This window comes from Devosia sp. ZW T5_3, from assembly GCF_044987315.1.
Classification (GTDB): domain Bacteria; phylum Pseudomonadota; class Alphaproteobacteria; order Rhizobiales; family Devosiaceae; genus Devosia.
In genome coordinates, this window is sequence record NZ_JBJDRE010000007.1 from 163,278 (window position 1) to 189,654 (window position 26,377).

23 protein-coding genes are annotated in these 26,377 nt (G+C 63.7%); 14 read left to right on the top strand and 9 right to left on the bottom strand.

Annotation, left to right across the window (positions count from 1 at the left end; translation table 11 throughout):
• Window positions 1-58: 58 nt before the first annotated feature.
• The 6 genes from ACI3KW_RS10930 to ACI3KW_RS10955 form a co-directional block, all read right to left on the bottom strand.
• Window positions 59-604, bottom strand: coding sequence for a DUF924 family protein (locus ACI3KW_RS10930; protein WP_404848091.1), 546 nt, complete (start codon window positions 602-604; stop codon window positions 59-61).
• An 11-nt stretch (window positions 605-615) separates the two neighbouring features.
• On the bottom strand, window positions 616-1,617 hold the full coding sequence (locus tag ACI3KW_RS10935) for a zinc-binding alcohol dehydrogenase family protein (RefSeq protein WP_404848092.1): 1,002 nt from the start codon (window positions 1,615-1,617) through the stop codon (window positions 616-618).
• Window positions 1,618-1,661: 44 nt separating this feature from the next.
• Entirely contained in the window at window positions 1,662-2,582 is a 921-nt protein-coding gene (locus tag ACI3KW_RS10940) for a VOC family protein (RefSeq protein ID WP_404848093.1), read from the bottom strand.
• Between the two features lie 110 nt (window positions 2,583-2,692).
• A complete protein-coding gene (locus ACI3KW_RS10945) occupies window positions 2,693-4,276 on the bottom strand; it encodes a copper resistance CopC/CopD family protein (protein WP_404848094.1) in 1,584 nt (527 codons plus the stop codon).
• Window positions 4,277-4,509: 233 nt separating this feature from the next.
• Window positions 4,510-5,034 (bottom strand): YcnI family protein, encoded by a 525-nt coding sequence (locus ACI3KW_RS10950; protein WP_404848095.1) that lies wholly within the window; start codon window positions 5,032-5,034, stop codon window positions 4,510-4,512.
• A 54-nt stretch (window positions 5,035-5,088) separates the two neighbouring features.
• Window positions 5,089-5,475 carry a hypothetical protein gene (locus ACI3KW_RS10955; RefSeq protein ID WP_404848096.1) on the bottom strand — a complete coding sequence of 129 codons (387 nt, stop codon included), beginning with the start codon at window positions 5,473-5,475 and terminating at the stop codon, window positions 5,089-5,091.
• Between the two features lie 168 nt (window positions 5,476-5,643).
• Here ACI3KW_RS10955 and ACI3KW_RS10960 point away from each other — a divergent pair, with 168 nt between their 5' ends.
• Together ACI3KW_RS10960 and ACI3KW_RS10965 are read left to right on the top strand one after the other, a co-directional pair.
• Window positions 5,644-7,944, top strand: coding sequence for a Tex family protein (locus ACI3KW_RS10960; protein ID WP_404848097.1), 2,301 nt, complete (start codon window positions 5,644-5,646; stop codon window positions 7,942-7,944).
• A 77-nt stretch (window positions 7,945-8,021) separates the two neighbouring features.
• A complete protein-coding gene (locus ACI3KW_RS10965; protein ID WP_404848098.1) occupies window positions 8,022-8,447 on the top strand; it encodes an organic hydroperoxide resistance protein in 426 nt (141 codons plus the stop codon).
• A 175-nt stretch (window positions 8,448-8,622) separates the two neighbouring features.
• Here the strand turns inward: ACI3KW_RS10965 and ACI3KW_RS10970 are convergent, their stop codons facing one another.
• Entirely contained in the window at window positions 8,623-10,431 is a 1,809-nt protein-coding gene (locus ACI3KW_RS10970) for an ABC transporter ATP-binding protein (RefSeq protein ID WP_404848099.1), read from the bottom strand.
• Between the two features lie 642 nt (window positions 10,432-11,073).
• Complete coding sequence (locus ACI3KW_RS10975; RefSeq protein WP_404848100.1) at window positions 11,074-11,964, bottom strand: lipid kinase; 891 nt, start codon at window positions 11,962-11,964, stop codon at window positions 11,074-11,076.
• 209 nt (window positions 11,965-12,173) lie between these two features.
• Between ACI3KW_RS10975 and ACI3KW_RS10980 the strand changes: the two genes are divergently transcribed.
• The 4 genes from ACI3KW_RS10980 (at window position 12,174) to ACI3KW_RS10995 (ending at window position 16,126) form a co-directional block, all read left to right on the top strand.
• Entirely contained in the window at window positions 12,174-13,412 is a 1,239-nt protein-coding gene (locus ACI3KW_RS10980) for an aminopeptidase (RefSeq protein WP_404848101.1), read from the top strand.
• Between the two features lie 315 nt (window positions 13,413-13,727).
• Window positions 13,728-14,321: a YdcF family protein gene (locus tag ACI3KW_RS10985; RefSeq protein ID WP_404848102.1), complete on the top strand. Its 594-nt coding sequence runs from the start codon at window positions 13,728-13,730 to the stop codon at window positions 14,319-14,321.
• Between the two features lie 75 nt (window positions 14,322-14,396).
• On the top strand, window positions 14,397-15,218 hold the full coding sequence (locus ACI3KW_RS10990) for an amidohydrolase family protein (protein WP_404848103.1): 822 nt from the start codon (window positions 14,397-14,399) through the stop codon (window positions 15,216-15,218).
• 74 nt (window positions 15,219-15,292) lie between these two features.
• Window positions 15,293-16,126, top strand: a complete 834-nt coding sequence (locus ACI3KW_RS10995; RefSeq protein ID WP_404848104.1) for a sugar phosphate isomerase/epimerase family protein — start codon at window positions 15,293-15,295, stop codon at window positions 16,124-16,126.
• A gap of 293 nt (window positions 16,127-16,419) precedes the next feature.
• Here the strand turns inward: ACI3KW_RS10995 and ACI3KW_RS11000 are convergent, their stop codons facing one another.
• Window positions 16,420-17,799 carry an FAD-containing oxidoreductase gene (locus ACI3KW_RS11000; protein ID WP_404848105.1) on the bottom strand — a complete coding sequence of 460 codons (1,380 nt, stop codon included), beginning with the start codon at window positions 17,797-17,799 and terminating at the stop codon, window positions 16,420-16,422.
• A gap of 133 nt (window positions 17,800-17,932) precedes the next feature.
• Between ACI3KW_RS11000 and ACI3KW_RS11005 the strand changes: the two genes are divergently transcribed.
• The 8 genes from ACI3KW_RS11005 (at window position 17,933) to ACI3KW_RS11040 (ending at window position 26,319) form a co-directional block, all read left to right on the top strand.
• A complete protein-coding gene (locus tag ACI3KW_RS11005) occupies window positions 17,933-19,444 on the top strand; it encodes a sugar ABC transporter ATP-binding protein (protein WP_404848106.1) in 1,512 nt (503 codons plus the stop codon).
• 4 nt (window positions 19,445-19,448) lie between these two features.
• Window positions 19,449-20,417, top strand: a complete 969-nt coding sequence (locus tag ACI3KW_RS11010) for an ABC transporter permease (protein WP_404848107.1) — start codon at window positions 19,449-19,451, stop codon at window positions 20,415-20,417.
• Window positions 20,414-21,016: a nitroreductase gene (locus ACI3KW_RS11015; protein WP_404848108.1), complete on the top strand. Its 603-nt coding sequence runs from the start codon at window positions 20,414-20,416 to the stop codon at window positions 21,014-21,016. The genes ACI3KW_RS11010 and ACI3KW_RS11015 overlap by 4 nt, the downstream gene beginning before the upstream one ends.
• A 65-nt stretch (window positions 21,017-21,081) precedes the next feature.
• A complete protein-coding gene (locus tag ACI3KW_RS11020) occupies window positions 21,082-22,056 on the top strand; it encodes an ABC transporter ATP-binding protein (protein ID WP_404848109.1) in 975 nt (324 codons plus the stop codon).
• Window positions 22,053-22,865 carry an ABC transporter permease gene (locus tag ACI3KW_RS11025; protein WP_404848110.1) on the top strand — a complete coding sequence of 271 codons (813 nt, stop codon included), beginning with the start codon at window positions 22,053-22,055 and terminating at the stop codon, window positions 22,863-22,865. The genes ACI3KW_RS11020 and ACI3KW_RS11025 overlap by 4 nt, the downstream gene beginning before the upstream one ends.
• Complete coding sequence (locus ACI3KW_RS11030; RefSeq protein ID WP_404848111.1) at window positions 22,862-23,683, top strand: substrate-binding periplasmic protein; 822 nt, start codon at window positions 22,862-22,864, stop codon at window positions 23,681-23,683. Before ACI3KW_RS11025 ends, ACI3KW_RS11030 begins: the two co-directional genes overlap by 4 nt.
• A 192-nt stretch (window positions 23,684-23,875) precedes the next feature.
• Window positions 23,876-24,505 (top strand): c-type cytochrome, encoded by a 630-nt coding sequence (locus tag ACI3KW_RS11035; RefSeq protein WP_404848112.1) that lies wholly within the window; start codon window positions 23,876-23,878, stop codon window positions 24,503-24,505.
• Window positions 24,506-24,555: 50 nt separating this feature from the next.
• Window positions 24,556-26,319, top strand: a complete 1,764-nt coding sequence (locus ACI3KW_RS11040; RefSeq protein ID WP_404848113.1) for a pyrroloquinoline quinone-dependent dehydrogenase — start codon at window positions 24,556-24,558, stop codon at window positions 26,317-26,319.
• The last annotated feature ends 58 nt before the right edge of the window (window positions 26,320-26,377 follow it).

Sequence of the window (26,377 nt, forward strand, 5' to 3'; positions counted from 1 at the left end):
GGATCAAGTCCGAGGGCGATACGGTGATTGTGAAGTGATCAGCGCCGACACGATCACCTCAAAACGCCCGGCCCCCCTGCTCCTGCATATAGGCCAGCTCCGCCGCCGAACTCTGCCGCCCCAGCGCCACATTGCGGAACGGAAACCGGCCGAAGCGGGCGATGCAGTCGCGGTGACCGCTCATGAAATTCAACTGCTCGGCATCGCCCAGGGCCGTGAACAAGCGCACGCCCTCCTCCTGGATCACCAGCGATTCGGCATGCATGAAGGGCATGTAGAAGAACGCTCGCCACTCCGGTTGCACCGCCTGGTCGGCTCCGGCGGCAATGGCTTCCTGCGCCAGCACCAGCGCCATCTTATCCTGCGCGAAAGCTTCAGCCGAACCACGATGCAATTGCCGCGAGAACTGGTCGAGCACGACTATTTCGGCCAGCCGCCCCTCCGATGTCCGCCGCCAGGTCCAGGCTTCGCCCCGCGCCACTTCGGCATGGGTTGGCGCAAACGCCTGCGCCAAAGCCGCGTCGAATTCGGGCTTGCCGCCGAACCAATCGTCCTTGCCATGGTCGATGAACCAGAACCGGATGACATCGTGACTGCTGCGCATGACCTGCTCTCCTAAACCGTGATGATCGCCTTGATCAGCCCCTCGCGTTCATGCGCCCATTTGGGCAAATTCTTGGGCACATCGTCCAGGCTCGTGGCGTGGGTAGCCAAGCGGTCCGTAGGCACGTCGCCCCGGCGGATCGCTGACATGACATGCTCGAAATCCTCGCGCGTAGCATTGCGCGAAGCGCGGATGGTGAGTTCGCGCCGGTGGATTTCGGGGTCTTCCCAGCTGAGCGTGCCCTTGACCACGCCGACCAGCGTCAGCGCGCCGCCATTGCGGCAATAGTGGATCGCCTGGTTCATGGCCGGAATGGCGCCGGTGGCGTCAAACACGGCGTCAAAGCCGCTGCCCATCTTGGCCTTGAACGCCTCGCCCTCGCGATCCGCCAGCGAAGCCGCACCAAAGCCGAAGCCGCGTGCCGCCGCAAGCTTGTCGGCGGCGGCATCGAGAATAGTGACATCGGCGCCGGCAATCCGCGCAAAAAACGCCGCGCCCAGCCCGATCGGCCCACCGCCCACCACCAACACGCGCCAGCCCGGCTTGAGTTCGGTGCGCCGCACCGCATGGGCGCCAATGGCCAGAAATTCCACCATGGCCGCGTCACGCAACGACAGATCGCCGGCCGGATAAAGATTGGCCTCGGGCATGACGATCTCTTCGGTCATGCCGCCATCGCCATGCACGCCGAGCACGCTCAGCGTTTCGCAGCAATTGGTCTTGCCTTCGCGGCAGGCCGGGCAATGGCCGCAGGGCAAATAGGGGTTGATCACCACCGGATCGCCGTCGCGCAGGCTCGTCGCGCCATTGGCGTCGAGCACCACCCCGCTCAGTTCATGCCCCATGATGCGGGGATATTGCAGGAAGGGGTGCTTGCCTTCGTAGATGTGATAATCGGTGCCGCAAATGCCGATATGGCGGATGCCCACCCGCACCCAGCCCGCCTTCAGCGCCGGCCGTTCGATCTCGATCAATGCCAGTTCGCCCGGCGCGGCACAGGAAATGGCTCGCATGTCTGGTTCTCCCACCTCATTGGCGGGAGAACTAACATGTTAGCCTAGGCCTCGACCACAATTTTCAGCCGATTGCCAAACGGATCCTGCGTTTCGACGCCCCCTTCGATGGGCGTGACACCAGCATTGGCAGCAGCCAGCCGGCTCTTGACGCCATCCAGCGTCGCCGCATCCGGCACGACAATGGTGAACCAGCGCAGTCCGGCCGAGCCGACCTGCGGCAGGCCGGCATTGGGGCCGGACCAGATGTTGAAGGCAATGGTGTGCGGCATGTAATCGAGCCCCACATCGCCCATGCCGAAGGACTCGATCAACAGAAACCCGGCAAAGCCGATGACGTCGCGATAAAAATCCATCGCCATATGCAGGTCGTTGACATGCACATGCACGTGGCCGATCCGCGTGCCGGCCGGCATGCGCGGCGCGAGCACGGGGTTCTCGCCCAGTTCCGCCAGCAGGCCATCAAGATCAATGGGGTCGCGGCCCGAATGCGGCTTGCCTTCCTTGGTCACGGCGTAATGCCCCTTGTCGGGATCGCTCAGCGTGCCGCGCCAGGGCGTCTCGAAGGTGATTTCGATGCCATTGCCATCGAGGTCCCACAGGTAAATCGCCTCGGACACCAGATGGTCGGTGGGCGAAATCCGCACATTGCGCTGCAGCGCCCGCACCGCCATCTGCGCCAGGTCGACCCGATGCGGCACATGAATGGCGACGTGATAAAGCCCGATCGTGTGGCGCTGGCTGGGCCGGACGGCGCCAGTTTCGAGCACGATCAGCGGTTTGCCGCCGGCGCCCAGGGTCAGTTCATTCCCCCGTTCGGCAATGAGATCGAGCCCCACCACATCCTGCCAGATGGCAAGGGCGCGGGCCCGGTCGGTAACGGCGATATGGACCGGGCCCAAACGGGTGGTCAGCGGCAGGACAGGCTGGGACCGAACATCGGTCTGGATGCTGGCATCGATCACGATGGCCTCCTAGCATGGATGATTGAGCCTAGAGATAGGCGCAAGCAGGCCCGCCGGGCATCCCCAGTTCATCGAACAGTGTGATCGGTCTGGCTACGGATCGGCGACAATCAGGGGATTTCGATGTCTTCGGCCAGCTTGATCAGCTCGAACCGGCTGGCGCGGATGTCCATTTCCATATGCCAGATGCCGGGCACGGGAATGGTCAGTCCCTCGACACGCCAGACGCCGTCCTGTTCGATGGCCGCACGCTTGAACGGTTCAATGCCCAAAGCGGGTTCGGAGAGGGTCACCGAAACTTCGAGCGGCGAGATCGGCAGGCCCTCAAGGTCGCTCAGCCAGATGTCCAGACTCACCGGCCCCGCCTGTCCCGGCGTCAGGCTGACCATGGCCATGGTCTTGGCGTCCATCAGGTGAAGCATCAGCGGCTCGGCGGGGATGCTCGCCTCCACCGTGGCAAGGGCGCGCGGTGGCGGGGTAAAACGCCAGCCGGCCACCAGACCCAGAATGACGAGGATCAGCAGCGCTTCGAGCACGATCGACTGGCGCAGCCGCTGCCGCGCGCTGGCGTTGCCAGCCAGAGCCGGCTTGGTCAGCCATTGCCGGTTCCACAGTGCCAGGCTGAACAGCACGGCAAGCAGGCAGAGCTTTGCGCCGAGGATCAAGCCATAGGGCGCCAGCCAGTGCGGACCGGGCCAGCCCATCTGGATCGCTGCCAGCGTCACGCCGGAAACGACGATGGGCGCCACGGCAAAGGGTACGAAGCGGGAGAATTGCGCCAGCGCATGGTCCGCCGCAACACTGCGCTCGCGCAGCAACAAAAACAGCGGCAGCAGCGCGCCGACCCAGAAGATAATGCCCGCAATATGCAGGAACACGGCTGGCCGGGTGAGCCATTGCGGGCTGGCGGCGCTGGCATGGCCGCTCAGCGCCAGCGCCAGCGCGCCGGTGATCAGCGCGAGCCAGGCAAAACCCGCCGCTACCTTGCCCCGCGGCAGGCACAGCGCAACCAGCGCCAGCACAAATCCGACGCCAATGGCGAGAACCGTCGCGCCATAGCTGGTGGCAAAACCGGTGGCCAAGATGCGCGCATTGGTTGACAGCAGCGGCAGGCCCAGCGCGTCCAGCCCCTGCAGCCACAGGCTGAGTGCGGCAGCCGGCAGGCCGATAATGACCAGGCCGATAGAGGCCCTTTGCGCCCCCGGCGGCAGGCCCGCAACCGAACCGAACACCGCCCCGCCAATGCCCGCGAACAGAGCGATGAACAGCACCGCCTTGCTGGCCCACAGGATCACAGCGACAGCGGGATCACTCACCTCTGCCGCAGCAGCGCCAGTGATCGTGCCGATGGAAAACACCAGCGAGCCGCCAATCGGGTGACCATCGGTGGACACGACCCGCCAACTCAGAACATGGGTGCCCTGGGGCAGTTCAGCCGGCAGCGTCACCGCCATAGTTTCCCCGCCGGTCGTGGCAGCGAGCAGGTCGGTTTTGCCGCCAGCGCTGTCGATCAGGCTGATGGCAAGCGGGCTGACCGGCTCGTTGAACTGCAGCTGCACCGCCTGCGGGGCTGCGTCGAGCACGGCATTGTCAACCGGATCGGTCGACAGCAATTGCGCGTGCGCCCAGGCCTGCATTGGCGCAAGCAGGGCCAGCAGCAGGCAGAAAACAAGGATGATCCGTGAATGGCGCATGGCGCACTCCAAGGGCAGGCTGTGAATTATGGAAGCCGCGATCCCCGCTTTTTCGCGTATGCGAAAAAAGCTGACCTCCCTCCCCCTTGTGGGGAGGGATCAGCTTTTCGCTTGCGAAAAGCGGGGGTGGGGGTGTCGCGACCGCAACGAACTCTATGCCGGTGGATAACTCGACACCCCCACCCTCAATCCCTCCCCTCAAGGGGGAGGGAGGCCGATCGCGACTCTCAGTCTTAATGCCCCGCCGCATCCGCCGGGAGCAGTTCCAGGCTCGGCGCGGGCATTTCAGCATCCTCAGCGCCGGTCACATCGATCCAGGCTTCCTCGCCATTGGCGCATTCCTGCACCACGGGGAAGTAGAACTGGCCCGGCTCGAGCGTGCTGGCAAAGGTGCCGCGGAACACGAATTCGTCGTAGAATTCATTGGGCAGGCTGCCGCCCGACCAGATGATTTCCTTGACGCCTTCGGTGACAGTAGTGCCGTGATTGTCATAGCTAGCCGCATAAGGGCCGGTGACGGTTTCCAGGGTCCAGCCGGCATGGGGCATGGGCTTCACATTGTAAAAACCCTCGGGGATCTGGATGCGCAGCGTATTGGTCGCCTCGGTGCCGCAGCCATGCGGCACGCGGATCACGGCCTTATAGGTGGAGCCCAGCTTGGCCTGCTGCACTTCGAGCGTGACATGGGCAAAGGCGGGAGCGGACAGGGCGGCAAGGGTTGCGACGGCGACAGCCGCGCGAGCAAAAATACGGGTCATGATGATTTCCAGCAAAGTAAAATGGTCTGATTGGCAGCACAGCTGCCGCTTGGATCAGGCCGTTGCTGGCGGGGCGCGCGCTTGCCCGATATGGGCGGGCAGAGCGAAGGCATCGGGCGCGGGGCGCGGCGCATAGGCGACGACTTCGCCAATGCGGATGATCCCGACATGCAGCACCGACGGTTCCACGGCCGCCAGTTCATTCTTGGCAATGCCCGAGGCGGCGCATTTGACCGCGACCGTGGTCTTGTTGCCGTCGGCATCTTCGGCCAACGGCGCGCAGATCGACCAGCCGCTATCGGTTGCAAAACCGATGCTGGCCAGATCGCGCTGCAGGCCGGCGGCCTGATGCAGCGGCGCCAGGAGCGTCAGCACATAGATGGCCAGCACCGCAAAAGCGGCGCCCATCTCGCGTGCTATGGTCCTGTTGCGAAACGGCATGCAAACCTTCCCCCGTGGTAAGGCTGTAGCGCGCGGCTCGCCTCGCCACAAGGCTACAGATGTCGCAGGTCATCGCGACGTCAGCTGAGGATATCACGGGCCATTGGGTGTCATCCGCCGAGCAAGCCCGATATGGTCGCGCCTCGATTTGGAGCATCCGACACATCTATGGCCGACCTCGACACCCGTATCGCCACCCAGATTGCCACTGAAATTGCGGCTCGCCCGGCTCAGGCCCTGGCGGCCATCGAGCTGCTGGATGGCGGGGCGACCGTGCCCTTCATCGCCCGCTACCGCAAGGAAGTGACGGGCGGGCTGGACGACACGCAATTGCGCCTCTTGGCCGAGCGGTTGGGCTATCTGCGCGAGCTGGAAGCGCGGCGGGCGACGATTCTGAAATCCATCGAGGAGCAGGGCAAGCTGACGCCGCTGCTGACCGCCTCGATCGTGGGCGCGGCGACCAAGGCGGAACTGGAAGACCTTTATCTGCCCTTCAAGCCCAGGCGCCGCACCAAGGCGGAAATCGCCCGCGAGCGCGGATTGGGCCCGCTGGCCGAGACGATCCTGGCTGATCGCCGCGCCGATCCGGTGGTGCTGGCCGGTGGCTACATCACCCCCGAAGTGCCCGGCACCAAGGAGGCGCTGGAAGGCGCGCGCGATATCGTCATCGAGGGCCTGTCGGAAAATGCCGCCCTGCTCGGCCGGCTGCGCCAGCATATGCGCGACAAGGCCATGCTGCGGGCGCGCGTGGTGGCCGGCAAGGAAGAGGCCGGGGCCAAATTCTCGGATTATTTCGACCATTCCGAGCGCTGGACCAAGGTGGCCGGGCACCGCGCCATGGCCATGATGCGCGGCCGCGACGAGGATATGCTCAGCCTTGAAATCGAGGTCGATGCGGATGTGACCGACCCGGTCAAGCCGGTCGAGCGGCTGGTGATCGGCGCCCTTGAAGCCCAAGGCCCCGGCGCGGGCGACGCCTGGCTGCGCGAGGTCGCCAGCTGGGCCTGGCGCACGCGGCTACGGGTGTCGCTCTCGGTCGATCTGATGGTGGAATTGCGCGAGCGGGCCGAGGTGGAAGCCATCGCCGTCTTTGCCCGTAATCTCAAGGACCTGCTGTTGGCCGCCCCGGCCGGCGCCCGCGCTACAATGGGGCTCGATCCCGGCATTCGCACCGGCGTCAAGGTCGCGGTGATCGACGCCACCGGCAAGGTGCTCGATACCGACACGGTCTATCCCTTCCAGCCGCGCAATGATGTGATGGGCGCCCAGGCGGCCCTCAAGCATCTGATCGCCAAGCATAAGGTGGAACTGATTGCCATTGGCAATGGCACCGGCAGCCGCGAAACCGAAAAGCTGGTGCTGGACCTGATCGAGCGCCTGCCCGCCCCCAAGCCGACCAAGGTGATCGTCTCGGAAGCCGGCGCTTCGGTCTATTCGGCCTCCGAACTGGCCGCCGCCGAATTCCCCAATCTCGATGTCTCGCTGCGCGGCGCCGTCTCCATTGCCCGGCGCCTCCAGGACCCCTTGGCCGAGCTGGTCAAGATCGAGCCCAAGGCGATTGGCGTGGGGCAATATCAGCATGACGTCGATCAATACCGGCTCAGCCGCTCGCTCGATGGCGTGGTGGAAGATGCGGTGAACGCGGTGGGCGTCGATCTCAACACCGCCTCCGCCCCGCTCCTCGCCCGCATTTCCGGGCTGGGCTCATCGGTGGCCGAGGCCATTGTCAGCCACCGCGACGCCAATGGCCCCTTCCCCACCCGCAAGGCCCTGCTCGAAGTCCCGCGCCTGGGCCAGCGCACCTTCGAGCAATGCGCCGGCTTTTTGCGCATCAGCAATGGCGCCGAACCGCTAGACGCCTCCTCGGTCCACCCCGAAGCCTATGGCGTGGCCCGCAAGATCGTCGCCGCCTGCGGGCGCGATCTGCGCAGCCTGATGGGTGACAAATCGGCGTTGGCGGGGCTTGATCCCGCCCGCTTTATCGATGACCGCTTCGGCCTGCCCACGGTGCGCGACATTTTCCTCGAGCTGGAAAAGCCCGGCCGCGATCCCCGCCCTGCCTTCAAGACGGCGACCTTTGCCGAGGGTGTCGATGACATCAAGCACCTCAAGCCCGGCATGCAGCTTGAAGGCACGGTGACCAATGTCGCCGCCTTCGGCGCCTTCGTTGATATCGGGGTGCATCAGGATGGGCTGGTGCACGTCTCCCAATTGGCCGACAGCTTCGTCAAAGACCCCCATGCGGTGGTCAAAGCCGGCGACGTGGTCAAGGTGCGCGTCGTCGAAGTCGACGTGCCCCGCAAGCGCATTGGCCTGACCATGCGCCGCGAGATCGACGCCAATGCCCCGCGCGACACGCCCCGCGACAAGCCGGTCCGCCCCTCGCAACGGCCACAGCAGCAGCCGAGCAGTTCATTGGGTTCGCTCGGCGACCGGCTGAATGAGGCGATGCGCAAAAGGGAGCGCTGATCGCCACCATTCCGCCACTTGCACGTTCCCTCCTGCGTGTCCTGCCGCAGGGGCGGGCAAGCGCAAGGAGATTTTCTATGACCAAGATCATGTACACCGCCAGGGCCACCTCCACCGGCGGCCGTTCGGGCCATGGCAGAACCGATGATGGCGTGCTGGACGTGACCCTGACCACGCCCAAGGAAATCGGTGGCGATGGCGCGCGCGGCACCAATCCCGAACAGCTGTTCGCGGTGGGCTATTCGGCCTGTTTCCTGGGCGCCATGAAGGCGGCTGCCCGCAAGAGCGGCGACACCATTCCCGAAGACGCCAAGGTCACCGCCGAAGTCAGCTTCCGCGACCGCGACGATGGCGAAGGCTTCTGGATCCAGGCCGCGCTCAAGGTGGACGTGCCGGGTCTCGACAAGGCCAAGGTCGAGGACATCGTCAAGCGCGCCCATGTCATCTGCCCCTATAGCGAGGTCAGCCGGAACGGGTTCGAGGTGGATTTGGCTGTGGTGTGAAGCGGCTACATCGGAGTACCCCCTCCTAGCCTCCCCCTGATAGGGGCGGGACCGGGCGGTGGTTGGGACTCGATCGCGTTCCAAGAGTGGAGAGATCCCTCCCCTATCAGGGGGAGGTTAGGTGGGGGTATCCCCACAAAAAAAACGCCGGGGCTCTCACTCCGGCGCTTCCTTATCAGGCTACATTGAGCCCCTTGGTCAGTTCCAGCGCCTGCCGCTCGAACAGCCGGCGATAGATGCCGCCCTTGAGCGTGATCAGCTTGGCATGATCGCCTTCCTCGACGATGCGGCCCTTGTCGAACACCAGCAGGCGATCCAGCGCCCGCACCGTCGACAGCCGGTGCGCAATCACCAAAGTGGTGCGACCGACCATCAGCCGTTCCATGGCCTCCTGGATCTGCACCTCGCTCTCGCTGTCCAGACTCGATGTCGCCTCGTCCAGGATCAGCACCGGTGCATCGGCCAGGAACGCCCGGGCGATGGCGACACGCTGCCGCTCGCCGCCCGAGAGCTTGACGCCACGCTCGCCCACCATGGTCTCATAGCCCTTGGGCAGGCTGAGGATGAAGTCATGCGCATTGGCCTGCAACGCCGCTTCCTCGATCTCGGCGCGCGAGGCGCCGGGGCGGGCATAGGCAATGTTCTCGGCCAGCGTGCGGTGGAACAGGATGGGTTCCTGCTGCACGATGGCGAGCTGGCTGCGCAGGCTCGATTGCTGCACGTCGGCAATATTGACCCCATCGATGGTGATGGCGCCGCCATTGACGTCATAAAGGCGCTGGATGAGCTTGACGAACGTCGTCTTGCCCGAGCCCGAATGACCCACCAGCCCAACGCGTTCGCCCGGCGCGATCTTCACCGAGAAATCGCGATAGAGCGGGGTGGCGTGCGAACCATACTGGAATGTCACATTGTCGAAGGCGATGGCGCCTTCCCCGATCTTGATCTTGCCCGAGCCCGGCTTGTCGGCAATGCCATAGGGCTGCTTGTCGAGCGCGACCAGCTCTTCCATGTCGTTGACCGAGCGCTGTAGATTGCGGATGTGCTGACCTACATCGCGCAGATGCCCCTGCAACACGAAGAACATGGTGAGCACAAACGTGATGTCGCCCGGCGTCGCCACGCCCTGCTGCCACAGCCAGAGCGCGGTGCCCAGAATGGCGGTCTGCATCACAGCCATCATCAGGCCCTGCGCGCCACCATTGAGCGTGCCGCGCTGCCAGACGCGACGCGTGCGCTTGCGCCACTTGCCCACAACGCGGCCCAGAATGCCCTCTTCGCGCTGTTCGGCGCCAAAGGCCTTGACCACGGAATTGCAGCTCACCGCGTCGGCCAGGGCACCGCCCATTTTGGTGTCCCAGGCATTGGCGAGGGCGCCGGCAGGCGCGACGAAGCTCATGGACAGCCACACCGTGACAGTCACATAGACTAGCGAGCCCAAGCCCACGACCAGCCCCATGACCGGCCAGACCGCACCCAGGATGACCGTGGCACCGATCAGCATGACCAGCGAGGGCCACAGCGCCACCAGCAGCACGTCGTTGAGCAGGTCGAGCGCGCCCGAGCCACGCGTGATCTTGCGCACCGTCGAGCCGGCAAAGCTATTGGCGTGCCAATCGGAGGAGAAGCGCTGCACCCGGTGGAAAGCATTGGTGATGACGTCATTCATCATCCGCAGCGTGAAGGCGATCAGGCTGAAGAACACGAATTGGCGCAGGATCACCGAAGCCAGGTACAGCGAAGCCATGATCCAGAACGCGCTCAGCGCCTGGGCCCAGAAGGCTTCGTTCTGCCCGCTGCCGGACGCGACGGCGTCGACCAGCCGCCCGGCAAAAACCGGGCTGAAGGCTTCCGCCAGCGTCGCCGCCAGCACCAGCAGGGCAATGCCGGTGGCCCGCCAGGGCTGTTTGGCCCAATGATGGAACGTGAAGCCGAGCACATTGGCGAATGCGTCGGCGCGGAAATCGAGTTTCTTGCGACTCATGGTGGTGACCCGGACGCCAATCGCGCCGGCCCTTATGTGAAAGTCATGAAAGGCACAGCCGGGAACGGGACAAATATTCCCGTCAGATCAGAAATGGCTGCGATGGAAAAACCGCGGGCGGCTGGCCTTGTCGGCGGGCCGCGGATGGCAGGGACCTAACGGTGTGCCATGCCAAGAGGGGAAGCGGTAAACGGTACTGTCATACGACGCCTCCCTTGTTTGTGATCTGAAGCGGTAGACGATTACTAGCCAAACCGTTCGGCTTTGCCAACCCGGTTTTTCACCCCATTGTGACGGCCCACCAAAAGCCGTTGCAAAGATGCGCAGTCGGAGATGGGGCAATGGGCCGTTCAGGTGAGCGAGCGATCACCGCACTCGCCCCCACCCCGATGCGTCCTCGGACCCGACCCGAGGGAAGCGAAGGGATGGGGTTTCGGGAGCTCCCAAAGGCTGAATCAACAAAGTTCCAGGGGTGGAGTTAAGCGAGCCGCGATCCGCCTCCCTCCCCCTTGAGGGGAGGGATTGAGGGTGGGGGTGCCGAGCTATCCAAGGCTATCGAACATTTGGAGGGCACAGCACCCCCACCCTAGCCCTCCCCTCAAGGGGGAGGGGACTGGATCGAGGCTCTCCCAAAACGTCTCCCTAAGCCGCAAAAACCGTAATCGCACCGGGCCGGATGATAAAATGCGCCGGCGTCCGGGTGACGATATCGCCATCGGTATTGATCTCGCGCGGCTCGCGCGTCCGAATATCGAATTCGGTGCTCTTGGAGGTCCGCACCTCGTCCCAGGCACCGTGTTGGCCACGCCGGAAGGCGCCCAGCATCAGCCCGAATTTCCAGACATTCTTGAGCTCGAGACTATAGAGATCGAGATGCCCATCCTCGATCGTGGCGTCTTCGTGGATCACCGTGCCGCCGCCATAATGCACGCCATTGCCCACCGCGATCTGCAACGTCTTGACCGTCACCGCCGCACCGTCGTCACCGATGATCTGCGCCCGGAACGGCCGCGCCGACGCCAGCACGCGAATGGCCGCCAGCCCATAGCCGAGCTTCCCCCAGCGTTTCTTGGCCTCGGGCGTCAGCCCCCGCGCCAGATCGGCGCTGAGGCCAAGGCTGGCGACATTGAAAAACGGATGGCCATTGACCTCACCCAGGTCGATGCGGCGCTGATGGCCCGCCACGATAATATCGGCCGCCTTGAGCAGATCATCGGGAATGGCCAGCGTCCGCGCCAGATCGTTGGCCGTGCCCATGGGCAGGATGCCCATGGGTAGCCCCGTGGCGAGCACGCCCCTGGCCGCTGAATTGATGGTGCCGTCACCACCGCAGACAATGACCAGATCCGCCTCGTGCCGGCGCCGGGCGATATCGGCTGACACTTCCTCGGGCGTCTCGAAGCGCTCGACCACCACGTCGATGCCACCCGCTTCGAGCCGGGCAATCACCGGCTCCAGCGCCGCGCCGCCACGGCGGGATTTGGGATTGACCAGCATCAGGCCGCGACGGCGGGAAGGCATGGCAGCTGTCATCAGGCAAAGATCCGGTGGCTTGTGGGCAGGTGCTCTAAATGGTTGGCCCGGCGAAATGTCACAAGAGCCGGCACATTACCATTTGGTCATCCGAACCGGCATGTGGGCACCACCCTCACGCAACATTTTTTCCTATATGGCTGACATTGCCCACAAAGCAGCGCTAGGCTCAGCCTTCAGCGATTCAAAAACCAAGAGGCTGACGCCCAATGAGCTCCAATCCCATCGATCCCGTCAAACTGGACAAGCTGGCCCAGGTGGCCATCAAGGTCGGGCTGCAATTGGCCGAGGGCCAGGACCTGTTGATGACCGCGCCGATGAGCGCTGCGCCGCTGGTGCGCCGCATCACCGAGCATGCCTATAAGGCCGGGGCGGGTCTGGTCACCACCATCTATTCCGATGAGGAAGCCACGCTCGCGCGCTACAAATATGCCAATGACAAGAGCTTCGACAAAGGCGCCGCCTGGCTCTATGCCGGCATGGCCGAGGCCTTCAAGGCCAATACCGCGCGCCTCGCTATTTCGGGCGACAATCCGATGATGCTGGCCGGCCAGGACCCCGACAAGGTGAGCCGCGCCAACCGCGCCAATTCGGCCGCCTATAAGCCGGCGCTGCAGTTGATCACCGGCTTTGACATCAACTGGAACATCGTCTCCTACCCCAACGCCGCCTGGGCCAAGCTGATGTTCCCCAATGACAGCGAAGAGATCGCGGTGGGCAAGCTGGCCGATGCTATCTTCAAAGCCTCGCGCGTCGATGTGGACGATCCGATTGCCGCCTGGAAGGAGCACAATGCCAACCTCAAGAAGCGCTGGAGCTGGCTCAACGGCAAGAATTTCGCCTCGCTCAAATATACCGGCCCCGGCACCGACCTGACCATAGGCCTCGCCGATGGCCACCGCTGGAAGGGCGGCGCCTCGGAAGCCAAGAACGGCATTACCTGCAATCCCAATATCCCCACCGAGGAAGTGTTCACCACGCCCCATCGGCTGCGCGTCGAAGGCACTGTCAGTTCCACCAAGCCGCTGAGCCACAACGGCACGCTGATCGAGGATATGCAGGCGCGCTTCGAGGGCGGCCGCCTGGTCGAGCTCAAGGCCAGCAAGGGCCAGGATATTTTCAACCGCGTGCTGGATACCGATGAAGGCGCGCGGCGCCTGGGCGAAGTGGCCCTCGTGCCCCATTCTTCCCCGATCTCGGCCTCGGGCCTGTTGTTCTACAACACGCTCTACGACGAAAATGCCTCCAGCCATATCGCCATGGGCCAGTGCTACGCCGATTGCTTCGTTGGCGGGAAGGACCTCACCCAGGAGCAGATTTTTGCCAAGGGCGGCAACACCTCCAACATCCACATCGACTGGATGATCGGCTCGGACAAAATCGACATCGACGGCGTCCACGCCGACGGCAGCAGCGAACCCGTCATGCGCAAGGGCGAGTGGGCTTAAGCATTCCAATCCCTCAGCCCCATCGTCTCCCTCCCCCTTGTGGGGAGGGATCAAGGCTGGGGTTGGGACACTGGCACCATCCATCCCAACCACGGCGTCATTCCGGCGCAGGCCGGAATCCAGGTCCGTGGCGCCCCGCAGACATCCAGCTTGGGGATGATCTTCAGCATGGATTCCGGCCTACGCCGGAATGACACCGTGGTTGGCGAAAAGCTCGTCCCCACGCCCGAGGGCGAGAAAACCTCCTGCCCTATTGTTTGGCCGATCACACGATAATGTGCCACACGGACCACAGAAAGGCCCGGAACATCGACCATGCGCCTAGTCCACCGCATCTATCGTGCGATCTTTGCCCTGTCCCTGCTCATCGTCGTGGTGGCCGGGGGGTTGGCGCTCGATATCTGGCGCTATGCCGGGCAATCCTCAACCCAGAAGGCCGATGCCGCGCTCGTGCTGGGCGCTGCGGTATTGTGGGACCGCCCCAGCCCCGTGCTGGCCGAGCGGTTGCGCCATGCCAAATCGCTCTACGACACCGGCCAGGTCAGCCATATCGTGGTGACCGGCGGGCGCAGTCCCGAAGATAAGCTGAGCGAAGCCGAAGCCAGCCGCAATTGGCTCGTCGCCAACGACGTGCCGGCCGCCGCGATCATCGAGGAAAACCAGTCGCGCACCACGATCGAAAATCTCGCCCTTGCCGCTCCGGTGCTGACCGAAGCGGGGCTTGCCAGCGTCTTGATCGTGTCCGATCCGCTGCATATGCGCCGCGCCATGCTGATTGCCGGTCGGGCGGGTCTCAACGCCCAGCCCTCCCCCACCCCCACTAGCCGCTACCTCAGTTGGGAGACGACAATGCCGTTTCTTGCCCGCGAAGTGTGGTTCATGGGGCAATATCTGGTGGCGGGGCTGTGAGTGGCTCTCAATGCTAACAGTCCGTTAACCCAAACGGGCCCGATGTGATGGCAAAACGGCGGTGAGGAGACCCCAATGCGCATTCTCGATACCCATCTGCACCTGGTTTATCCCCGCCAGTTTTCCTATCCCTGGCTGGCTGGCCAGCCGGTGCTCAACCGGGAGTGGACCCTCGAGGATTACTTCGCCGAGGCCTTGCCGCTGGGCATCGAATCGGCACTGCATATGGAGGTCGATGTCGCCGAACAGGACATGCTGGCCGAGACCGAATTCGTGCTCGCTTTGCCCCGCATCGTCGGCGCCATCGCCGCCTGCCGCCCGGAAAACCCGGCTTTTGTCGACCAGATCGAGCGGCTGTCCGAGCATCCCCATGTCAAGGGCGTGCGCCGGATCCTGCACGAGGCGCCCGATGATCTCAGCCAATCCGATCTGTTCGTCGAAAACATCCGCCACCTGCCCGATTATGACCTGAGCTTTGATCTCTGCGTGCGGGCCGACCAATTGGGCATCGGCAAAATGCTGGTGGAGCGGGCGCCCGATGTCTCGTTCATCCTCGATCATTGCGGCGTGCCCGACGTGACCGGCGCCGGGCTCGACCCCTGGCGCGCCGACATCAAGGCGATTGCCAAGCTGCCCAACCTCAATGCCAAAGTGTCTGGAATCATTGCCTATTCCGGCCCCGACTGGACTGTCGATACGCTACGTCCCTATGTCGAACACATCATCGAATGCTTCGGCTGGGACCGGGTGGTGTGGGGTTCCGACCATCCCGTGGTCACCAAGACCGGCTCGCTCACCCGCTGGGTCGAAGCCAGTCGCGAGATCGTCAAGGGCGCCAGCCCGGACGAGCAGGCGCGCCTGTTCCATCGCAATGCCGAACGCATCTACAAAGCCTGAATTTTGCTGTGCCGCCTTGATGACGTCACCGGACCGTTGCAGTCTGGTTGGTAACAAGAACAGGGATCACACCCATGACCACCATCGCCGACCGCATCGCCGTTTCCACCTGGTCCCTGCATCGCATTCTGGGCAGCATTTATCCCCACGATCTGACCACGAACGCCATCGGCCCCGAAGACCAGCGCTATGGCGACGGCGAAGAATCGCTCCTGGGCCTCCCATCGGTGCTGGCCAACCATGGTTATCACCGGCTGGAGCTGGTGTCGTTCCACCTGCGCAGCCGCGATTCGGTCTATCTGGGAGAGCTGCGCGACCAGCTCAAAGTCTCCGGCGTGACGCTGCAGACGCTGCTGATCGATGCCGGCGATATCAGCCATCCCGAACATGGCGCGCGCGACACCAAGTGGATTGCCGGCTGGCTCGAAGTCGCCAACGAACTGGGCGCCGAGAATGCGCGGGTAATCGCCGGCAAGCAGAAGCCGACGCGCGATGCGCTGGACCGCTCGGTCAAGGCGCTGACCACTTTGGCCGATGGCAATGTCGGCTCCAAGGTGCGGCTGGTGACCGAGAACTGGTTCGACCTGCTGGCCGAGCCGGCCCATGTGCATTACCTGCTCGACAAGCTCGACGGGCGGGTCGGTCTCCTGGCCGATATGGGCAATTGGACCGGCCCGGAGAAATACGCCGATCTACAATCGATTTTCGGCCGCGCCGAATTGTGTCACGCCAAGGCCAGCTTCATCGACGGCGACCTGGATGAGGCGGACTATGGCCTATGCATCGCTGCTGCGGAGGAAGCCGGATACAAGGGACCCTACACGCTGATTTTCGACAGCGAGGTGCCGGGGGAATGGCACGGGTTGGCGGCAGAACGGGATTTTGTGACGACGCGGCTGGAGGCATAGCCCCACACTGGGATCGGAGTACCCCCTCCTAGCCTCCCCCTGATAGGGGGTGTTTACTCGGGACTCGCCCCACCCACGGTGTCACCCCGGCGCAGGCCGGGGCCCATCCTGAGATGCTGCGGCGGCAAGGTGTGTGAGCGGGGCGCCGGGATGGTGCTTGTCAGGCGATCTGGCGGCGAGTTTGGACAGCTCAGGATGGGTCCCGGCCTGCGCCGGGATGACACCGCGTTCTTGAAGGCGTCCAAAGTAAACACTCCCCCTGTCAGGGGGAGGCTAGGTGGGGGTATCCCTGCCTATTCCAACGGCTTCAAATCCGCCAAGAGCGTGGGGATCAACTCCGTCACCGTGGGATGAATATGCACCGCGTGCATCATCGTCTTGTAACTGAGCCCCCCCGCCATCAATTGCAGCAGCGAGTGCACGATCTCATCCCCGCCAATCCCCAGGATCGAGGCCCCAAGCACCTGTTCGCTCTCCGCATCGACCAGCACTTTCATCAGGCCCTGGGTTTCCCCACGCTCCTTGGCACGGCTGACGCGTGACATGGGCATGGTGCCCATCAGCACCTTGCGGCCCAGCTTGCGGGCCTCGGCCTCGGTGATGCCGATCCGACCCAGCGGCGGGTCGATGAACAGGCCATAGACCGGAATGCGATTGGCGATGGAGCGGGTGCCGCCATCGATCACATTGTCGGCGACAATCTCGAAATCATTATAGGACGTATGGGTAAAGGCGCCGCGCCCATTGATGTCGCCCATGGCCCAGATACCCTTGACCTTGGTGCGCAGGTGATCGTCGACCGGGATATAGCCCCGCTTGTCAGTCTCGATGCCGGCAGCGGCAAGGTTGAGATCGGCCGAATTGGGAGTGCGACCCAGCGCGATCAGCAAATGGCTGGCTTCGACCGAGGAGAGCCGCCCCCCGGTATCGAGCGAAAGCAACACGCCATTGCCGGCCCGGGCCACCGCCTGCACATTGGTGTTGAACAGGAAGGTGACGCCATCGGCCTCGACGATTTCCCGGATCGAAGCCGAGATATCCTCGTCTTCGCGCGCGGCGGGGCGCGGACCACGTTCGATCACCGTGACCTTGGCGCCGAAGCGGGCATACATCTGGGCGAATTCGAGCCCGATATAGCTAGCCCCGGCAATGAACAGATGGCTCGGCAGGGTGTCGAGATCCATCATGGTCGTGTTGGTGAGATAGGGGACTTTATCGAGGCCCGGCCAATCGGGAATGCTCGCCTTGGCGCCGGTATTGATGAAAATCTGCGGCGCGGTCAGCGTGCGGCCATTGACCGATACTTCGGTGGGCGAAACGAAACTGCCCGAACCCTTGATATAGTCGAGCGTTGCAAGGCTCCCCAGCCAATCGGTCAGGCTTTTGACCGAGGCCCCCACCACCTTGTCCTTGCGCGCCTTGACCGCTTTCATGTCCACGGTAACCGGGCCTTTGACGACCACACCGAAATCCTTGGCATGACGCGCGCTCCAGGCGGCGCGGGCGCTGGCGACCAGGGTCTTGGTCGGCGTGCAGCCATCGTTGACGCAGGTGCCGCCCAGATGCTCGCGCTCGATCAGCGCGGTCTTGAGCCCCGTGCCGGCAAGCCTTGCGGCAAGGAAGGGACCGGACTGACCGGCGCCGATAATGATGGCATCGAATTGTTCGGACATGGCCGCACCCCCACAGTCGAGCCAAGCTTATGGCGGAGTTGGCAAAGACGCCAGTGGGTGAACGGGCGGACAATCGTCGCTGGTGTGCGCTCAACGCTTGACGAACCGCCCCCAAACCGGCGAACACCGCCACATGAGCTTGCTTTCCCTCAAAGACGTGACCAAGGCCTATGGCGGCGTTCCGGCCCTTAGGGGTGTGGACCTCGACATTGCGCCGGGCGAAATTCACGCTTTGATGGGCGAAAACGGCGCCGGCAAGTCCACGCTGATCAAAATCCTGGCCGGTGTCACCGCCCCCGACCGCGCCGCCATAAGTCTCGACGGCAAGCCAGTTCATATCGACAGCGCCCAGCAGGCCTATCGCCTGGGCCTGCGCTTCATCCACCAGGAATTTAATGTCGTTCCGGCCCTGTCCGTGGCCGAAAACATCTTCATGGGCCGCGCCTATCCGCGCCGCGCCGGCCTCTTCGTCGATTGGAAAAAGCTCAACACCGCCGCGCGAGAAACCCTGCTCAAGCTGGGTATCACCCATATCGATCCCCGCCAGAAGCTGGGCTCGCTGACCTTGGGCGATCAGATGCTGGTCCGCATTTCCAGCGCCTTTGTCGGCGAAGCCGGCGCTCGCGCCCGCCTCTATGTGCTGGACGAGCCCACCGCCGCGCTCACCAGTGAGGAATCCGAACGCCTCTTCACCGTGCTCCGCGAATTGCGTCTCCAGGGCGCTTCGGTGCTCTACGTCTCCCACCGGCTCGACGAGATCATGACCATTTGCGACAAGGCCACCGTGATCCGCGACGGCCGCAGCGTCGATACCGGCAAAATCGCTGATATCACCCATGACGACCTGGTCGCCCTGATGATCGGCCGCCGCGTCGAGGAAGCCTATCCGCGCCAACTCACCCCGCCGCAGGACCACATCGTCTTCACCGCCACCAATCTCACCATTCGCGGCCGCGCGCCCGTCTCCCTCGCCGTCCATGCCGGGGAAATCCTGGGTCTGGCCGGCATCGCCAATGCCGGCCAGCGCGAATTGCTGCGCACCCTTTTCGGCGACCTCGCCCCCGCGAGCGGCGCCATGGGCCTGGCGGGTCACGCCTATCACCCGCACAGCCCCGCCGATGCCTGGCGCGCCGGCATTGCCTATATTCCGCGCGAGCGGCGTTCGGAGGGGCTGATCCTCTCCCGCCCGATTTTCGAGAACACCACCCTGCCCCACCTCAGGGCGCAAAGCCGCTGGGGCACCTTCCTCACGCCCCGCCGCGAACGCCGCCTCACGGCCGAGCGCGGCCAGCTTGTCCGCCTCAAATCCGCCGGACCCAATCAGCGCGCCCGCGAACTGAGCGGCGGCAATCAGCAGAAGGTGGTCTTCGCCAAGGCCCTGGTCGGCAATCCGCGTCTGCTGCTGCTCGACGAGCCCACCCGCGGCGTCGATGTCGGCGCCAAATTCGATATCTACACAGTGATCCGCGAAATGGCCGCCCGCGGCATGGCGGTCATCCTGGTCTCGTCCGACCTGCCCGAATTGCTCGGCATGGCCGACCGCATCGCCGTGATGCGCGATGGGGCCATTACCGATATCGTCGCGGCATCAGCACTGAGCGAAGAAATGCTCATCAACCTCACCTATGGTCGCGCTCAAGGGTAACAGTGTGTTAACATTACTTCGCCGTTACGGCACGCTTATCGGCTGCGCAGCGATCCTGATTTTCTTCTGGGTCAGCCTGCCCGATACCTTCATGACCGCCCGCAACTGGCTCAATATCAGTCAGCAATTGTCTATGCTGATCGTGGTCGCCGCCGGCATGACCATCGTGATGGTCATGGGCGATTTCGACCTCAGCGTCGGCTCGATGGCGAGCCTTGCCGGCATTGTCGTCGCCGTGCTTTTCACCTTCGACATTCCGGTCTGGGCCGCGGTTTCCCTGGCTTTATTGGTGGGCCTGGTGGGCGGCGCCATCAATGGCGCACTGATCAGTTTCATCGGCATCCTGCCCTTTGTCGCCACCCTTGCCACCCTCACCATGTTCTCCGGCGCCGCCTTCGTCGTGAGCGGCGGCAAGACCATTTCGGGCCGCGCCATCCCCGAGGATTTTTCCCAATTTTCCCGTGGGGGCATAGGTTTAGGCGAATGGGGCGGCGTCGCCGTCAGCATCCCAAACCTCACCCTCCTGGCCCTCGCCGTGGTCGTCCTGGTCTGGGTTCTGCTCGAGCAAACCACCTTCGGCCGCCGCCTCTATGCCATTGGCGGCAATAGCGAAGCCGCCCATTTGAGCGGCGTTGCCGTGCGCAAACTCAAGCTCATCGCCTTTGCTCTCACCGGCAGCACGGCGGCCCTCGCCGGCATCATGTATGCCAGCCGCGTCGCCTCGGCCAACCCCACCCAAGGCTCCAGCCTCATGCTCAACGCCATTGCCGGCGTGTTCCTCGGCTCGACCCTCAGCGAACATGGCGAGCCGCGCATTCTTTACACCATTGTCGGCGTCCTCATCCTGGGCGTGCTCGACAATGGCCTGACGCAAATGAGCGTCGACAGCTATGTCAGGCAAATCCTGGTCGGCGGCATCATCATCCTCGCCGTCTCCGCCAGTTCCCTCACCAAGCGCCTGCGCAGCCGATGAGCCTTTTCCCCAACGAAGCGGCCCTCCGCGTGCTCGAAACCCGCCGCTCGGTGCCCACCAGCCAATTGGCCGAACCCGCGCCGAGCGAGACGGAACTGGCCCGCATCCTCACCATAGCCACCCGCGTCCCCGATCACGGATCGCTCACGCCATGGCGTTTCATCATCTTTTCCGGCGACGCCCGCCACCAGGTCGGCCAGCGCCTCTCCGCTGTCTATCGCCTTGAAAAACAAGACATGTCGCCCGAGCGCCTCGAGAAATTCGCTGACATCATGACCCGCGTTTTCACCTATGCGCCGCTGGTCATCCTCATCGTCTCCAGCCCCGCGCCCGACGCCAAGATTGCCCTGCGCGAACAGGAACTCTCGGCCGGGGCCGTGGCCATGAACCTGCTCAACGCCAGTCACGCCAGCGGCTATGGCGCGATCCTGCTGACCGGCTGGGCTGCCGAAAGCCGTGGCGCGGCGCTGGTGTATGGCGTCAAGCCGCACGAGCACATTGCCGGCATCGTCCATATCGGCACGCCCACCGATATCCCCGGTGATCGCCCTCGCCCGGACCTGGCAAACCTGGTCACCCATTGGACTGCCCCAGAATGACACCGGGCGGTGGTTCGGATAAAGAAAACTCACCCGCGAACCACCCCAACGCGAAAGTGCCTGCCATGACCTCCGCCGCCGTCACCGTTGAAGATGTGCGCGCCACCTATGGCAGCAAAGCCGCGCTTGATGGCGTCAGCCTCACCATTCCGCGCGGCTCCAGCTTCGCCCTGCTCGGCCCCAACGGCGCGGGCAAAACCACGCTGGTCAATATCCTGTGCACCCTGCGCCGCCCCGATGGCGGCCGCGCCGTTGTCGCGGGGGCCGATGTCGTGCGCCAGCCCACCAAGGCTCGCCGTTCCATCGGCGTCGTGTTCCAGGATTCAAGCCTCGACGATCGTCTCAGCGCCTGGGAAAATCTCGAATTCCATGGCCTGGTCTATGGCCTTGCGCCAAAAGTCCGCCGCGAGCGCAGCGCCGCCGTACTGGCTTTGGTGGAACTCGAAGACTGGCGCGACGAGATCGTGCGCAGCTTTTCCGGCGGCATGCGCCGGCGCCTCGAAATCGCCCGCGCCCTGCTGCACGAGCCCGAAATCCTCTTTCTCGACGAACCTACGGTCGGCCTCGATGCCCAGACCCGCCAGCGCATCTGGCAGTATCTGGACCAGCTTCGCCGCGAGCGCGAGCTGACCGTGCTCACCACCACCCATTACATCGAAGAAGTCGAAAGCGCCGACATGGTCTGCATCATCGACCACGGCAAGATCATTGCCCAGGCGCCGCCCGACGACCTCAAGGCCCAATATGGCACGCGCTGGCTGCATATCCTGCCCCGCGACGCCGCGGCCACGGCCGCAATCCTCGCCCGCTATCCCAATGCCCAGCCCCTGGGCAGCCATAGCCTGGCCCTCCCTGCCGGCGAGAATGCCGTGACCGACGCCTTCCTCGCCGAATTCCGCGATAGCCTCTCCGAAGTCCGCTTTCAGGAACCGACGCTCGAAAGCGTTTTCCTCTCCCTCACCGGCCGCGAATTGCGCGACCGGGCCGATGGCCAGCGCGATGCCGAAAAGGCCGCCGGCAAGCGCGGGGGCCGCCGATGAACAGTCCCATTATTCTCATGCGCGGCGTCTATGGCGTGTGGCTACGCGAAATCATGCGCGCCACCCGCGACCGCGGCCAGATGATCGGCGGGGTCAGCCGGCCATTGATCTGGCTGCTGATTTTGGGCGTCGGCCTCAATCCATATTTCCGCGGCGAGGTCTATGGGGAGGTGCGCTACGTCATCCCCTATACCTATCTGCAATTCCTGTTCCCCGCCGTCATCGTGCTCAACATCATGTATACCTCGATCCAGTTCGCCGTTTCGGTGATCTGGGATCGCGAGTTCGGCTTCTTGCGCGAAGTGCTGGTCTCGCCCATGCCCCGCGCGCTGATCCTGCTGGGCAAGGTGCTGGGCGGCAGCACCGTCGCCATGATCCATGGTGGCCTCGTGCTCATCCTCGCCCGCTTTGCCGATGTCACGCTGACGATCGAACAAATGGCCATGGCGCTGGGCCTGATGTTCGTTCTGGCCTTTGGCCTCACCTGTTTTGGTGTCGTGCTCGCCGCCCGGGTGCGCAGCTTTGAAGGTTTTGGCGTTTTTTCCAACACCATCATCCTGCCGCTCTATTTCACCTCGTCCTCGGTGTTCCCACTCGATCCGGCCCTCACCCGCACCCAGACCGCCACGGCCTACCCCGAATGGCTGGTCTTCCTGGTGCAGATCAATCCGATCACCTATGCGGTGGACGCCCTGCGCGGGGTGGTGATCGGCTTCAACCAGTTCCCCGCCATCTATGGCCCCGCCGTCATCTGCACCATGGCCGTGGTGTTCTTCATCATGGCGCTGATCGATTTCGGCCGCTCATGACCGCCAAGCGCCCGCATCGCTGGCTGCAGGCCGGGCTCAACATCGCCTTCATCGCGGCCCTGCTCACTGCCATCAGCTTCCTGCCGCCAGACACTTCGCTGGCCGACAGGCAAAAAGCCGGTGTGCTCAAGGTTTGCGTGCCGGCAAGCTATCCCCCGCTGATCACCGGCAATCCGGCCGCGCCCGGCTATGATGCCGAACTGGTGGCGGCCATTGCTGGGGAGTTGGGCCTTAGGTTGACGCTCAACACGCTGCCGGCCATCGGGCAGGATTTCAATCCGCGCAACTGGTTCCTCACCCGGGCGCAATGCGATCTTGTCGCGGGTGGGGTTGCCGATACAGCGCAGACACGTGGGTTTCTCCAGACCATTCCCACCGCGGCTGAAACCGGCTGGGTCGGCATTTCGGCCAATGGCGCCATGCCGCCCTCAGGCAGCGTCGTCGGCGTGTTGCCCGGCACGTCCGGCCTCGACCGGCTGGCGCTTTCGGGGTGGCTGCGGCAGCAAGGCCTGCGCGCCCAATTGCTGCGCAGCCCGGCCCAACTCCAATCCTCGCTCGAAACCGGCGCCATCGCCGCCGCCATCACGGAGCGATTCGTTGCGGGAACGATCGATTTGAAAGAAAATACGTTCGGATTGTTCTGGTTACCCGAAAGCATCTTTCCACATTATCGAATGGCGCTTGGCCTGTGGAAGGGTGATCAGACCCTTAAGCGGGCGGTCGCCAACGCGTTGGACAACCTAGCGAAAACCGGTGTTTTGAGCTCCCTGGAAGAACGTTACGGGTTGGGTGGGACGATAGCTTCCGCCGCGGAATAATGTTCACGCACAGCACTTTAAGCGCCTAAATATGGCCACGAAACCGCCCCGCAGTGGACGGATTTGACCAAAGTGTCATTGTGCTTTCGTGCCGCATGTGTAACGGTGGCGCATCACAATGAACCCCAGCGTTAACCGACTGAAGGCTAACGCCTTTTCGCATTGTGCTTTACAACTCATTGGGAGGGTACCGTGCCTTTCAGATCCAAGCGGATCACCGCCCCCGCCGCCTTGTTTGCACTTGCCGCCAGCGTGTTGAGCGCTGGCTCGGCCCTGGCTGCCGGCTTCACCGCCGAACAAGCCACCGCCGGTAAGACTGCATTCGACTCCAACTGCGCCCAATGCCACGGCTTCCAGCTCGAAGGGCCCGATGCTCCGGGCCTTGCCGGGCGTGACGTGATGCAGAATTGGGACACTGCCGGCGGGCTTTACGACTTCATTTCGGTCGCCATGCCCCCATCCGCGCCGGGCCTGCTCGGCGAAGAGACCTATGTCAACATCGTCGCCTACATCATGCAGTTCAACGGCGCCGCGCCGGGTGATACCCCGCTCGCAACCGGTGACGCGATGTACGAAGTTTCGCTCGCGACCGAAACGGCCGCCGGCGCTGCCAGCATGGCCGCTGCCGCAGCCGACGCCGGTGGGGCCGCTGCGCCCGCGGACGCCGCTGCCGCTCCTGCCGTGCCGCAGGCCTTTACCTGGGGCAAGCAGCTCCCCGGCGGCCTCGCGCCCGCCGACATGGCTCCCACGGCCGACGCCGCTGCGCCGACTGTCCCGCAAGCTTACACCTGGGGCAAGACGCTGCCCACGGCCGGCAATTAACAACAGTCAACTAAGGCGTGCGTAAAGCGCGCTGACATATGGAGGTATCGATGAAAATCGATCTGATGAAGTCTCTGCTGGTGGCAACGACCGCGTTTGTCGCGCTGTCCGCCCCTGCGCATGCGCAGGGCGTCAAGGCGGATTATGTTCCAGTCACCGACGAGATGCTGGCCAATCCGCCGGCCGAAGACTGGCTGATGTTCCGCGGCGCCTATAACAACCAGGGCTATAGCCCGCTCGACCTGATCAACAAGGACACGGTCGGCAAGCTGCAGCTCGCCTGGGCCTGGCCGATGGCCGAAGCCGGCATTCAGGAAACCGCTCCGCTGGTGCATGACGGCGTCATGTTCCTGCAGACCAACAACAATATCGTCGAGGCGCTCGACGCCAAGACCGGCGACCTGATCTGGCAATATCGCCATGTTCTGCCCCAGCTCCCCACCTCGTGGAGCTACCAGATCAACCAGGCTCGCCGCCAGAAGAACTCGATCGCGCTCTACCAGGACAAGGTGATCCTGACCACGGCTGACGCCAAGATCGTCGTGCTCAATGCCGCCGACGGCAAGGTTGCCTGGGAAAAGCAGGTCATCGACTACAATCTGGGCTATAGCTACACCGTTGGCCCGCTGATTGCCGATGGCAAAATCATCACCGCCATTTCCGGCTGCTCGATCGCCGGCACCGCTGGCGGCTGCTACATCTTCGCCCATGACGTGAATACTGGCGACGAGCTGTGGCGTTTCAACACGATCGATGATCCCAACAACCAGGCCCAGCAGGACAGCTGGGGCGGCGTTCCCGCTGAAAACCGTTGGGGCGGCACGCCTTGGACCACCGGCGCTTATGATCCGGAAACCAAGACCACGTTCTGGGGCATCGGCATGCCCGGCCCTTATTCCGAACTCATCCGTGGTTCGGGCGACGGCTCGGTGCTCTACACCAATTCGACCCTGGCTCTCGACGTCGAGACGGGTAAGCTGAAGTGGTACTACCAGCACCTGCCCCGCGATAACTGGGATCTGGACAGCCCGTTCGAGCGTATCCTGGTCGACCAGGAAGTCGACGGCCAGACGCACAAGCTGCTGATCACCGCAGCCGGCAAGAACGGCATCGCTTTCGGCCTCGATCGCGACACCGGCAAGTATCTGTGGTCCAAGGACACGGTCGTCCAGAACGTAGTCACCGGTATCGACCCGGACGGCACCGTTCACATCAACGAAGACCTGATCTCCAAGGCCGTGGGTGAAGAACACCTGGTTTGCGCCTCGGTTTCGGGTGGCAAGCTCTGGCAGGCCGGCGCCTATAGCCCGCTGACCCAGGCTTACTTCGTGCCCCTGACCGAAGCCTGCAACACCGTTGCTCCGACCCAGACTGAATTCACGGCTGGTAACGCCGTGGGCGCCGTCAAGTTCGGTCCGCGCGTGCTGCCAGAAGGCATCACCGATGCCGGCCTGCTGCAGGCTCTCAGCATCAATCCCACCCAGGGCGATTCCAAGTGGCAGGCGCGTGAGCGTCCGTCCATGACCAGCTCGGTTCTGGCCACTGCTGGCGGCCTGGTGTTCGGCGGCGACGCTGCCCGCGAAGTCAAGGCATGGGACCAGGAAACTGGTGATGTGGTCTGGTCGCAGCGCCTCAACGCGCCGATCGGTGGCTACCCGATGACCTACGAAATCGACGGCGAGCAGTATCTGGCGGTTCCCACCGGCTATTCCAACTCGGCCAGCTCGATTTCCTCGGCCTTCCCGGAAATCCCGCTGCCCACCGGTTCGGGCAACTCGGTCTTCGTGTTCAAGCTGCCAAAGGCCGCAAGCTAAAAATCAAGCAAAGAAAGGGGCTTCGGCCCCTTTCGTCTTTCTGGGCGCTGTAGCGCCA

What these genes read in the sequence shown, in the direction of transcription:
- ACI3KW_RS10930 (WP_404848091.1), bottom strand. Translation starts at nt 604, where the DNA reads ATGCGCAGCAGTCACGATGTCATCCGGTTCTGGTTCATCGACCATGGC.
- ACI3KW_RS10935 (WP_404848092.1), bottom strand. Translation starts at nt 1,617, where the DNA reads ATGCGAGCCATTTCCTGTGCCGCGCCGGGCGAACTGGCATTGATCGAG.
- ACI3KW_RS10945 (WP_404848094.1), bottom strand. Translation starts at nt 4,276, where the DNA reads ATGCGCCATTCACGGATCATCCTTGTTTTCTGCCTGCTGCTGGCCCTG.
- ACI3KW_RS10950 (WP_404848095.1), bottom strand. Translation starts at nt 5,034, where the DNA reads ATGACCCGTATTTTTGCTCGCGCGGCTGTCGCCGTCGCAACCCTTGCC.
- ACI3KW_RS10955 (WP_404848096.1), bottom strand. Translation starts at nt 5,475, where the DNA reads ATGCCGTTTCGCAACAGGACCATAGCACGCGAGATGGGCGCCGCTTTT.
- ACI3KW_RS10960 (WP_404848097.1), top strand. Translation starts at nt 5,644, where the DNA reads ATGGCCGACCTCGACACCCGTATCGCCACCCAGATTGCCACTGAAATT.
- ACI3KW_RS10965 (WP_404848098.1), top strand. Translation starts at nt 8,022, where the DNA reads ATGACCAAGATCATGTACACCGCCAGGGCCACCTCCACCGGCGGCCGT.
- ACI3KW_RS10970 (WP_404848099.1), bottom strand. Translation starts at nt 10,431, where the DNA reads ATGAGTCGCAAGAAACTCGATTTCCGCGCCGACGCATTCGCCAATGTG.
- ACI3KW_RS10975 (WP_404848100.1), bottom strand. Translation starts at nt 11,964, where the DNA reads ATGACAGCTGCCATGCCTTCCCGCCGTCGCGGCCTGATGCTGGTCAAT.
- ACI3KW_RS10980 (WP_404848101.1), top strand. Translation starts at nt 12,174, where the DNA reads ATGAGCTCCAATCCCATCGATCCCGTCAAACTGGACAAGCTGGCCCAG.
- ACI3KW_RS10985 (WP_404848102.1), top strand. Translation starts at nt 13,728, where the DNA reads ATGCGCCTAGTCCACCGCATCTATCGTGCGATCTTTGCCCTGTCCCTG.
- ACI3KW_RS10990 (WP_404848103.1), top strand. Translation starts at nt 14,397, where the DNA reads ATGCGCATTCTCGATACCCATCTGCACCTGGTTTATCCCCGCCAGTTT.
- ACI3KW_RS10995 (WP_404848104.1), top strand. Translation starts at nt 15,293, where the DNA reads ATGACCACCATCGCCGACCGCATCGCCGTTTCCACCTGGTCCCTGCAT.
- ACI3KW_RS11000 (WP_404848105.1), bottom strand. Translation starts at nt 17,799, where the DNA reads ATGTCCGAACAATTCGATGCCATCATTATCGGCGCCGGTCAGTCCGGT.
- ACI3KW_RS11005 (WP_404848106.1), top strand. Translation starts at nt 17,933, where the DNA reads ATGAGCTTGCTTTCCCTCAAAGACGTGACCAAGGCCTATGGCGGCGTT.
- ACI3KW_RS11015 (WP_404848108.1), top strand. Translation starts at nt 20,414, where the DNA reads ATGAGCCTTTTCCCCAACGAAGCGGCCCTCCGCGTGCTCGAAACCCGC.
- ACI3KW_RS11020 (WP_404848109.1), top strand. Translation starts at nt 21,082, where the DNA reads ATGACCTCCGCCGCCGTCACCGTTGAAGATGTGCGCGCCACCTATGGC.
- ACI3KW_RS11025 (WP_404848110.1), top strand. Translation starts at nt 22,053, where the DNA reads ATGAACAGTCCCATTATTCTCATGCGCGGCGTCTATGGCGTGTGGCTA.
- ACI3KW_RS11030 (WP_404848111.1), top strand. Translation starts at nt 22,862, where the DNA reads ATGACCGCCAAGCGCCCGCATCGCTGGCTGCAGGCCGGGCTCAACATC.
- ACI3KW_RS11040 (WP_404848113.1), top strand. Translation starts at nt 24,556, where the DNA reads ATGAAAATCGATCTGATGAAGTCTCTGCTGGTGGCAACGACCGCGTTT.